Source organism: Phenylobacterium sp., from assembly GCF_036563385.1.
GTDB lineage: Bacteria > Pseudomonadota > Alphaproteobacteria > Caulobacterales > Caulobacteraceae > Phenylobacterium.
Map to the genome: position 1 here is coordinate 16164 of NZ_DATCML010000015.1, position 9814 is coordinate 25977.

Annotated in this window: 9 protein-coding genes and 1 pseudogene; all 10 read left to right on the forward strand. The window is 72.7% G+C overall.

The genetic code is table 11. The annotated features are described in order from the left end of the window. Positions 1-48: 48 nt before the first annotated feature. The 10 genes and pseudogenes from VIL67_RS15085 (at position 49) to VIL67_RS15130 (ending at position 9769) form a co-directional block, all read left to right on the forward strand. Positions 49-1359 (forward strand): TCR/Tet family MFS transporter, encoded by a 1311-nt coding sequence (locus VIL67_RS15085; RefSeq protein ID WP_332049735.1) that lies wholly within the window; start codon positions 49-51, stop codon positions 1357-1359. 69 nt (positions 1360-1428) lie between these two features. Then, positions 1429-2838, forward strand: coding sequence for a Do family serine endopeptidase (locus VIL67_RS15090; RefSeq protein ID WP_332049736.1), 1410 nt, complete (start codon positions 1429-1431; stop codon positions 2836-2838). A 53-nt stretch (positions 2839-2891) separates the two neighbouring features. Beyond that, positions 2892-4197 (forward strand): annotated as a pseudogene (locus VIL67_RS15095) (replication-associated recombination protein A). Between the two features lie 69 nt (positions 4198-4266). Then, positions 4267-4728: a hypothetical protein gene (locus tag VIL67_RS15100; RefSeq protein WP_332049737.1), complete on the forward strand. Its 462-nt coding sequence runs from the start codon at positions 4267-4269 to the stop codon at positions 4726-4728. A 9-nt stretch (positions 4729-4737) separates the two neighbouring features. After that, the gene (locus tag VIL67_RS15105) at positions 4738-5472 is read left to right on the forward strand and encodes an RluA family pseudouridine synthase (RefSeq protein ID WP_332049738.1); all 735 of its coding nucleotides are present in this window, start codon (positions 4738-4740) and stop codon (positions 5470-5472) included. Between the two features lie 86 nt (positions 5473-5558). Further along, positions 5559-6047: a CC0125/CC1285 family lipoprotein gene (locus tag VIL67_RS15110; RefSeq protein WP_332049739.1), complete on the forward strand. Its 489-nt coding sequence runs from the start codon at positions 5559-5561 to the stop codon at positions 6045-6047. A gap of 32 nt (positions 6048-6079) precedes the next feature. Next, on the forward strand, positions 6080-6463 hold the full coding sequence (gene crcB, locus VIL67_RS15115) for a fluoride efflux transporter CrcB (RefSeq protein ID WP_332049740.1): 384 nt from the start codon (positions 6080-6082) through the stop codon (positions 6461-6463). Next, positions 6460-7440, forward strand: coding sequence for an RluA family pseudouridine synthase (locus tag VIL67_RS15120; protein ID WP_332049741.1), 981 nt, complete (start codon positions 6460-6462; stop codon positions 7438-7440). The genes crcB and VIL67_RS15120 overlap by 4 nt, the downstream gene beginning before the upstream one ends. 60 nt (positions 7441-7500) lie before the next feature. Then, complete coding sequence (locus VIL67_RS15125) at positions 7501-8997, forward strand: putative 2OG-Fe(II) oxygenase (RefSeq protein WP_332049742.1); 1497 nt, start codon at positions 7501-7503, stop codon at positions 8995-8997. A 40-nt stretch (positions 8998-9037) separates the two neighbouring features. Then, the gene (locus VIL67_RS15130) at positions 9038-9769 is read left to right on the forward strand and encodes an ATP12 family chaperone protein (RefSeq protein WP_332049743.1); all 732 of its coding nucleotides are present in this window, start codon (positions 9038-9040) and stop codon (positions 9767-9769) included. Positions 9770-9814: the final 45 nt, after the last annotated feature.

Sequence of the window (9814 nt, forward strand, 5' to 3'; positions counted from 1 at the left end):
GCGCGGGTTCGCCCTTTGTCTATGGTCCGGCGCTCCGGGGGAAAGACGATGAACGAGATCCAGAGTCCGCAAGGGTCCGAGGTGGCCCCGGAGGTTGCGCCTCAGCCAGCGGCCGCACAGGTACGAGGCCGTGCGCAGCGCCAGGCGGGGTTCGGCTTCATCTTCGGCAGCGCGCTGATCAACGCCGTCTCGTTCGGCATCATGATCCCGATCCTGCCGAACCTGATCCGCGAGATGACCGGCGGCGACACCGCCGCGGCGTCGGAATGGAACGTGCTGTTCGCCACCACCTGGGGCGTCATGCAGCTGTTCTTCGGGCCCATGCTCGGCATGCTGTCCGACCGCTATGGCCGCCGCCCGGTGCTGCTGCTGTCTTTGGCTGGACTGGGCGTGGACTTCCTGTTCATGGCCTTCGCGCCGAACCTGTGGTGGCTGTTCGTGGGCCGTGTGCTCAACGGAGCCACGGCGGCCAGCTTCTCCACCGCCAACGCCTATCTCGCCGACGTCACCCCGCCCGAGCGCCGCGCAAAGGTGTTCGGTTGGATGGGATCGGCCTTCTCGTTCGGCTTCCTGATCGGACCCGTCCTGGGCGGCGCCTTGGGCGAATACGACCTGCGCCTGCCGTTCCTGGCGGCTGCGGCGCTCACCTTCGCCAACTGCCTCTACGGCCTGTTCATCCTGCCCGAGTCCCTGCCGCCCGAACGGCGCGCCAAGAGCTACGACTGGAAGCGGGCGAACCCCCTGGGCTCGCTGCAGCTGCTGCGCTCTCGCCCGGGGCTGCTGGGCCTCGCCGGCGTCGGCTTCCTCTTCCAGCTGTCGCACATGGTGCTGCCGACCATCTTCGTCCTCTACACCACCTACCGCTACCACTGGTCGCCGGCGATCCTGGGGGCGAGCTTCCTGCTCACCGGCGCCCTTGGCATCGTGGTGCAGATGTTCCTCGTCGGCCCCGTCGTGGCGCGGATCGGCGAGCGGCGTGCGGTGCTGCTGGGGGCCGTGGGTGGGATGGCCGGCTTCATCTGGTACGGCTGGGCGCCCACCGGCTGGCTCTACCTCATGGGCGCGCCGATCTTCGCCTTCGTGGGCTTCCTGATGCCCGGCCTGCAGGGCTTGATGACCCGCAAGGTGCAGTCGCACGAGCAGGGACAGCTGCAGGGCGCCAACCAGAGCCTGCAGGGCATCTCGGCCGTGCTCGGACCGCCCATCTTCGGCCTGGTGTTCGCCTGGTCGGTGCGCCACGACGCGGTGCTCCACGCGCCGGGCGTGGCGATCTACCTCGCCGCCGCCCTCCTCGGACTGGCCTTCGCGCTTGCTTTTGGCGTGGCGAAGGCGCCTGACGCACACGCCGCGCGCGCTTGAAGCGTCGCCATTTTTGCGCCTGAAACTCGGGAAATAGCGAAGCGTTTTCGCGGTTTTCCCGGAGGGATCATGCGCGCGCACCGCGTCCTCATTCCCGCCCTCGCGCTCGTGCTGGCCGCCCAGGCCGGCCTGGCCGGGGCGCAGCCCACCCTGGCGCAGCCGAACCGCACTCCGCCGACCAGCGCGGTGGGCATGAAGCAGTCCTTCGCACCCGTGGTCCAGCGGGCCGCCCCGGCCGTGGTCAACATCTCGTCCAAGCGCCTGGTGCGCGCCCAGACGGACCCCTTCTGGGAGCTGTTCGGCCTGGGCGCCCCGCGGGCGCGCGTCCAGGGCTCCTTGGGCTCGGGCGTCATCGTCCGGGCCGACGGGGTGATCGTCACCAACAACCACGTGGTCCAGGGCGGGCAGGAGATCACCGTCTCCCTGGCCGACCGGCGCGAATTCGCCGCCCGCATCCTGCTGGCCGACCCGCGGACGGACATCGCCGTCCTGAAGATCGATGTCCCGCAAGGCGAGCGGCTGCCCACCCTGGCCATCGACGACACTTCGGACGCCCAGGTGGGCGACCTGGTGCTGGCCATCGGCGACCCCTTCGGCGTCGGCCAGACCGTCACCAACGGCATCATCTCGGCGCTGAACCGCACGGCCGACCCCACGGGCGACGCCGCCACCGCCTACATCCAGACGGACGCCGCCATTAATCCGGGCAACTCGGGCGGCGCCCTCGTCGACATGGACGGCGACCTCATCGGCATCAACAGCTTCATCCTCTCGCGATCCGGCACGTCCTCGGGCGTCGGCTTCGCCGTGCCCGCCGCCGTCGTGCGCCGGGCGGTGGAGACGGCGGTGGGGGGCGGCCGGGCCGTGGTGCGTCCGTGGTTCGGCGCGCGCCTGCAGAGCGTCGACGCCGAGATCGCCCGCACGGTCGGCCTGCCCCGGCCTACCGGCGCCCTGGTGGCCGACGTCTGGCCCGGCGGCCCAGCCGACCGCGCGGGCGTGCGGCAGGGGGACGTGGTCACCGCGGTGAACGGCCAGCCGGTGCTCGAGGCCGCCACCCTGAACTACGCCGTCGGCAACAGCCGGCCCGGCGACCCCCTGCGCCTGACGGTGCGCCGCGGCGAGCGCGACCTGCAGCTGAACCTGCGCGCCGAGCCGCCGCCCGCCACGCCGGCCCGCGACGAGCGTCTGATCAGCGGCCAGAACCCGCTGAACGGCGCCACGGTGGTCAACCTCTCGCCGGCCGTGGCCGACGAGCTGGGCATCGACGTCTTCACCGGCCCGGGCGTGCTGATCACCAACATCGGCCGCGGCTTCGCCATGAATGCGGGCTTCCGGCCTGGCGACATCGTCCGCGCCGTGAACGGTCGGGAGGTGAGCTCGACCCGCGACCTCGCCGCGGCGCTCGCCGCCCGGGTCCCGGCCTGGCAGATCACCATCCAGCGCAACGGCCAGCTGGTCACCGCCACCTACCGGGCGTGAGGCGCGTGGCCCGCAGGTTTTGATGAGAGCCGGCAGGTGCTAAGCCCCACGCCATGGCCGACCTCTTCGAAGCCGCGGGCCTGACGCCCTCCGCCCCGTCGCCGCTGGCGGACCGGCTTCGGCCGCAGTCTCTGGGCGAGGTGGTGGGGCAGGACCACCTGCTGGGGCCTGAGGGCCCGATCGGCCGCATGGCCGAGGCGAAGCGGCTCGCCTCGATGATCCTCTGGGGGCCGCCCGGGACTGGCAAGACCACCATCGCGCGCCTGCTGGCCAAGGCGGCGGGCTACGAGTTCCAAGCTGTCGGCCGTGTTCTCCGGCGTCGCCGACCTCAAGAAGGCGTTCGAGCAGGCGCGCGTGCGCCGCGCCGCCGGCCAGGCGACCCTGCTGTTCGTGGATGAGATCCATCGCTTCAACCGCGCCCAGCAGGACGGCTTCCTGCCGTTCGTGGAGGAGGGGATCGTCACCCTGGTGGGCGCCACCACCGAGAACCCGTCCTTCGAGCTGAACGGGGCGCTGCTCTCCCGCTGCCAGGTGTTCGTCCTGAAGCGGCTGGACGAGGAGGCCCTGGAGAGCCTGCTGTCCAAGGCCGAGACCTTCGAGGCGCGCGAGCTGCCGCTCGACCCGGACGCCCGGCGCGCGCTGGTGGCGCTGGCCGACGGGGACGGCCGCTACCTGCTGACGCTCGCCGAGACCCTGTTCAACATCGGCACGGCCAAGCCGCTCACCACGCGCGAGCTCGGCCAGATCCTGCAGAAGCGCAGCCCGGCCTACGACAAGGACCGCGAGGAGCACTACAACCTCGTCTCGGCCCTGCATAAGTCGATCCGCGGCTCGGACCCGGACGCGGCGCTCTACTGGCTCGCCCGCATGCTCCAGGGCGGCGAGGACCCGCTGTTCATCGCCCGCCGGCTAATCCGGGCGGCGGCGGAGGACATCGGCGAGGCCGATCCCATGTCCCTGGTGCTCGCCAACGCCGCCAAGGACACCTACGACTTCCTGGGCTCGCCGGAGGGCGAGATCGCGCTCGCCCAGCTGGTGGTCCACCTGGCGGCCGCGCCCAAGTCCAACGCGGTCTACGTGGCCTACAAGGCGGCGATGAAGGCGGCCAAGGAGACGGGCTCGCTCATGCCGCCCAGCCACATCCTGAACGCGCCGACCCGGCTGATGAAAGACCTGGGCTACGGAAAGGGCTACGCCTACGACCACGACGCCGAGGGCGGCTTCTCGGGCCAGAACTACTTCCCGGACGGGATGGAGCGGCGCCGGTTCTACCAGCCGCGGGGCGAGGGCTCCGAGGCGCGGATCAAGGAGCGGCTGGAGCGCTGGGCGGCCCTGCGCCGCGAGCGGGGCGGCGACTGATCGCCGATCATTGTTCTGCGAGCCCCGCACGCGTAGGCTCCCCCAGCATCCTTAAGGGGGGAAGCCAAGATGACCACCACAATGAACGACGCGGGCCCCGCCCGCAGCACGACGCCCTGGCACCTGTGGGTGGTGGGCGCGCTGGCGCTGCTCTGGAACGGGTTCGCCGGCTACGACTACGTGATGAGCCACGTGCAGGGCGAGGCCTACATGCGGCAGATGAAGATGACTGAGCCGCAGATCGCCTTCATGAACGCCTACCCGGCCTGGATGACGGCGGTCTGGGCGATCGGAGTCTGGGGCTCGGTGCTCGGCGCCATATTGATGCTCGCCCGCTCACGCTGGGCGCTGCACGCCTACCTGGCCTCGCTCGCCGGCTTCGCGGTCAGCCTGGTCTACGTCTACGGGCTCACGGACGGCGGGGCGGTCATGGGCCAGATGGGGACCACCATGAACGCCGTCATCGCGGTCATCCTCCTGTTCCTGATCTGGTACTCCTGGACCATGACGAAGCGGGGCGTGCTCCGCTAAAGGAGGCGGGTGAAGGCCCCCAAGCGTCCCGTCCAGCTCAGCCGCCAGGAAGTCGACCTCGTCCGGTCGCTGGTGATCTACGAGGACCCGCACGTCCTGGCGCTGAACAAGCCGGCCGGCCTGTCCAGCCAGGGCGGCCGCGGGCAGGTGAACACCCTGGACGAGATGCTCTGGGCCTTCGCCCGGCCCGGCAAGGCGCGCCCGCGGCTGATCCACCGCCTCGACCGCGACACCTCGGGGGTGATCCTCACGGCCAAGACCCAGCCCGCGGCGAGCTTCCTGGGCAAGGCGATGATGGCGCGCAAGTTCGCCAAGACCTACCGCGCCATCGTCACGCCCGGTGCGCCGTCTCCCGCGGCCGGGGTCATCGAGGCGCCGCTGCGGCGCGAGGAGCAGGGTCGCGAGGCCTATATGCGGGTCTGCGCCCCCGACCACCCGGACGCCGAGGCGGCCCGCACCCGCTACCGCACCCTGGCCGAGGGGAAGGGCGCGGCCCTGCTGGAGGTCGACCCCGAGACTGGCCGCATGCACCAGATCCGCGTGCACCTGGCCTCGCTCGGCCGGCCGATCGCCGGCGACGTCCGCTACGGCGGGGCCCTGGTGGTGGCCGGCGAGCCCGTGCCGCGGCTGATGCTGCACGCGCTGGCCCTCGTCTTCCCGCATCCCGGCGGCGGCGAGATGCGCCTCGAGGCCCCCGTGCCGGCGGACATGGCCAAGGTGGTCGCCGAGCTCGGCCTCAGCTGATATCCGGAACGGCGCCGCAGCCTCGCCCGTTTCCTGCGGCAAGCTGCGGAACCAGAACGGTTTTCCGCCCGGACCCAGAGCCTGTGATGAAACGCCTCGTCCTCGCCCCGCTCGCCGCCCTCGCCCTGGCGGCCTGCGCCTCCACGCCGACCACCTTCCAGGCCGCTACTGGGCCGCAGGCGGTGGGCTACTCCGAATATCGCATCGAGCCCGGCCGCTATCGCATCACCTTCCGCGGCGGCCCCGGCGCGCCGCCCGCCCAGGTCACCGACTACGCCCTGCTGCGCGCCGCCGACCTGGCCGTGGCCGAGGGCTATGACTGGTTCCGCGTCTCCGACCGCTTCATGCAGGGCCAGCCCGACCGTGGCCCGCGGGTCAGCTTTGGCGTCGGCGGCATGGACTTCGGCCGCCGCTCCAGCGTCGGCGTGGGCCTGGGCACCGGCTTTAACCTCGGCGGCGGCCCCGCGGTCGCCGCCACCATCGAGGTGATGATGGGCCGCGGCCCCCGGCCGGTCGGCGGCGACATCTACGATCCCCGGGCGCTCCGCCAGAGCCTGCGCGGCGCCCCGGCCTAGCCGCCGCCGCCGCGCCGTCGCATAAGGGCGCGATGCAGAACCTGCTCTACGTCGGCCTCGGCGGCGGCCTGGGGGCCGTCGCCCGCTACCTGGTGGGCCTCCAGGCGCAGCGGAGCCTCGGCGCCGGCTGGCCGGCCGGCACCTTCGTCGTCAACGTCCTGGGCGGCCTGCTCATGGGCCTGCTGGCCGGCGCGCTCGCCCAGCGCGGCGGCGGCGACGCCGAGCGCTGGCGCCTGCTGCTGGGCGTCGGCGTGCTGGGCGGCTTCACCACCTTCTCGGCCTTCTCCCTGGAGCTCGCCGAGATGCTCGAGCGTCGGGCGCTCGGCCCCGCCGCCGCCTACGCCCTGGGCTCGGTGGTCGCGGCCACGCTCGCCCTGTTCGCCGGCCTCGCCGTCGCGCGCCGGGTGTTCGCATGAGGGAGGTCCGCACCCTCTACGTCGACGACGGCGAGGACGGCGTCCGCCTGGATCGCTGGTTCAAGCGCCGCTGGCCGCACCTCAACCACGTCCAGATCCAGAAGCTGACCCGCTCGGGCCAGATCCGCGTCGACGGCGCCCGCGCCAAGCCGGACACCCGGCTCTCCGCCGGCTCGCAGGTCCGCGTGCCGCCGCTGCCCGACGCGCCGGCCCCGCACGAGAAGGGCCGCCTCGATCCGCGCGAGGCCGCCTTCGCCCGTTCGCTGGTGCTGTACGAGGACGAGGAGGTGCTGGCGCTGAACAAGCCCTCCGGCCTCGCCGTCCAGGGCGGCACCAAGACCAGCAAGCACATCGACCGGCTGCTGTCGGCCTGGGGCGAGGGGCTGGAACGGCCGCGCCTGGTCCACCGGCTGGACCGCGACACCTCGGGCGTCCTGGTGCTCGGCAAGACCCCCGGCGCCGCCGCCAAACTGGCCGGCGCCTTCGCCCGCCGGAAGACCCAGAAGACCTACTGGGCCCTGGTGGCCGGCCTGCCGAAGCCAGGGGAGGGCGTCCTCGAGCTGGCGCTCGCCAAGAAGGGCGTCGGCGACCGCGAGATGATGGTCCCGGCCGAGCCCAAGGACCCCGACGCCGAAAGCGCCGAGACCGAGTTCGTCACCCTCAGCCGCGCCGCCGACAAGGTGGCCTGGATGGCGCTGTGGCCCCACACCGGCCGCACCCACCAGCTGCGGGCCCACATGCTGGCCATGGGCCACCCGATCCTCGGCGACCCCAAGTACCGCACCGAGGCCTCCGCGGCCCTGTCAGAAGGGCTGAAGCTGCAGCTCCACGCCCGGCGGCTCGTCCTCCCGCACCCGTCGCGCGGCCTGCTCGCTCTGGAGGCGCCGCTCAGCCCGGAAATGCGGCAGGGGTTCGAGCGCTTCGGCTTCGACGAGCACGAGGCGGACCCCGAACCGTTCGGCAAAAAACGGCGTTGATCGAACGCCGCTTGCCAGACTCCCGCGCCGCTGATCCTCTGGACGCGGCGGGCAGGCGGGATGAGCAAGCAGGAACTGGATCGGGCGCGGGCGCTGATCGACACCGGCGACGTGGAGGCGGCGCTGGCGCTCACCGCGCCGCTGGCGGGGCGGCCTGACGCCGAGCTGCGGGCGCTGGCCCTGCACGCCGCGGCTCTGAAAGGTGCAAAGCGGCGCGAGGAGGCCCTGGCCTTCGACCGGCAGGCCGTGGCGCGCTTTCCCACCAGCGGCGTCGCCTGGCACAACCTGGGCGCCACCCTGGGCGACCTCGGCCGCGGCGCCGAGTCGGCCGCCGCCATCGAGAAGGCCTTCGCCCTCGGCGTCGATTCCCCGCTCAGCTGGGGCGTCCTGGCCCGCGCCCGCCTGGCCACGGGCGAGCTCGACGCCGCCGAGGAGGCCTACCGCCAGGCGCTCCGCCGCGCTCCCGGGGCCGAGGCCACCGCCGTGGAATACGCCAACGTCCTGTGGATGCGGCACGCCGACATGGACCTGGCCATGGCCGCCATCGACCGCGCCTTCCACGGCGGCGGCAATGCGGCGCCCCTGCTGCTGGCCAAGGCCAAGCTGCTCGACGCCGCGGGCCGCCCGGCCGAGGCCGCCGACCTGCTGGCCCGGGCCGCCCAGCGCCTGCCGGACGACGCCGCCATCCTGATGGCCGCCAGCCAGGCGGCGCTGGACGCCGGCCGCCTGCACGAAGCCGAGCGGCTGGTCCTGGCGGCCGACACCGCGCGCCCGAACAACCCGGGCGTGATGAACCAGCTGGCCATCGTCTACCTGGCGCTCGGACGCCCCGACGTGGCGCTCGCCAAGGCGCGCTTCGGCCTCTCGATCCAGCCGGAGAACCAGTCCCTGTGGGGTTGGGCGGCGACCGCCGCGCGCGCGGTCGGCGACCCGCTGCACGCCGAACTCTACGACTATGACGCCATGGTCGGGGTCTACGAGCTCGCCGCGCCGGACGGCTGGCCTTCGCGCGAGGCCTACCTGGCCGACCTGGCCCGTTCGGTGGACCGCCTGCACCACTTCGCCGAGCACCCGACCAACCAGTCCCTGCGCCATGGCTCCCAGACCCTCCACCTGCTCACCGGCTCCGACGACCCGGCCATCGCCGCCTTCTTCAAGGCGCTGGACGCGCCGATCCGCGAGCACATGGCGAAGCTAGGCACGGGGCGGGACCCGCTGCGCCGCCGCAACACCGGCGACTACCGGATCCAGGGGGCCTGGTCGGTCCGCTTGCGGCCGGGCGGGTTCCACAAGGACCACTTCCACCCGGAAGGCTGGCTGTCGTCCGCCTTCTACGTGGAGACCCCGGCCCGGGCGGTGGACGGCGGCGACCGGCAGGGCTGGATCCGCTTCGGCCAGCCGCCCTTCCGCACCGACCCCGCCCTGCCGCCCGAGCGCTGGGTGAGGCCCGAGCCCGGCCGGCTGGTGCTCTTCCCCTCCTACATGTGGCATGGCACCGAGCCGTTCACGACCGACGAGCGGCGCATGACCATAGCCTTCGACGTGGTCCCCGCCTGAGGGGCTTGCGCCGGCTCGCCCGCATCCCCATTCAGGCCCGATGCAAAAAGGTTTCCATGAGCCGGTCGAGAAGCCGCGGCGCTTCTACAAGACCGTGGAGGTGGTCGAGGTCGAGGGCGGCTTCGGCGTCAGGCTGGACCAGCGCAACCTGCGCACGCCGAAGGGCGCGCCGCTGGTGCTGCCCACCCGCGCCGCCGCCGGGCAGGTGGCCGCCGACTGGGACGCCCAGGGCGAGCACATCGAGCTGGCGGTGATGCACGCCAACCGCCTGGCCAACACGGCCATCGAGTCGATCCCCCAGGCCCGCGCGGCCACCGCCGACCAGGTGGCCAGCTTCGCCGGCACCGACGTGCTCTGCTACTACGCCGAGGAGCCGGCCAGCCTGGTGGCCCGCCAGCGCCAGCGCTGGGAGCCCGTCCTGCAGCGCGCCGAGCGCGAGCTGGGCGTCAGCTTCGTCCGCGCCGCGGGCATCGTGCACCGCCGCCAGCCGGAGGCCACCCTCGCCGAGGTGAAGGCCCTGGCGCTCGGCCTCGACGACTTCCGCCTGGCCGGCCTGGCCTTCGGCACCGCCCTGTTCGGCTCCGCTGTTCTGGCGATCGCCGTCCAGCGCGGGTGGCTCACCGGCCCGGAGGCTTTTGAACTCTCCCGTGTCGACGAGAGCTGGCAGGAGGAGAAGTGGGGCGTCGACGCCGAGGCCGCCGAGCGCGCCGAGCGCCTGCGCGGCGAGGCGCAGATGCTCGAGCGCTGGTTCCGCAACCTCGACGCCGCCTGACCTTAGGGCCCGCCGGCGGCGGGCCTAAGTGTCTGACGCCGCGTG

Bases quoted from the DNA above. Each gene is read 5' to 3' on its own strand.
- VIL67_RS15085 (WP_332049735.1), top strand. From the start codon at position 49: ATGAACGAGATCCAGAGTCCGCAAGGGTCCGAGGTGGCCCCGGAGGTT.
- VIL67_RS15090 (WP_332049736.1), top strand. From the start codon at position 1,429: ATGCGCGCGCACCGCGTCCTCATTCCCGCCCTCGCGCTCGTGCTGGCC.
- VIL67_RS15100 (WP_332049737.1), top strand. From the start codon at position 4,267: ATGACCACCACAATGAACGACGCGGGCCCCGCCCGCAGCACGACGCCC.
- VIL67_RS15110 (WP_332049739.1), top strand. From the start codon at position 5,559: ATGAAACGCCTCGTCCTCGCCCCGCTCGCCGCCCTCGCCCTGGCGGCC.
- crcB (WP_332049740.1), top strand. From the start codon at position 6,080: ATGCAGAACCTGCTCTACGTCGGCCTCGGCGGCGGCCTGGGGGCCGTC.
- VIL67_RS15120 (WP_332049741.1), top strand. From the start codon at position 6,460: ATGAGGGAGGTCCGCACCCTCTACGTCGACGACGGCGAGGACGGCGTC.
- VIL67_RS15125 (WP_332049742.1), top strand. From the start codon at position 7,501: ATGAGCAAGCAGGAACTGGATCGGGCGCGGGCGCTGATCGACACCGGC.
- VIL67_RS15130 (WP_332049743.1), top strand. From the start codon at position 9,038: ATGCAAAAAGGTTTCCATGAGCCGGTCGAGAAGCCGCGGCGCTTCTAC.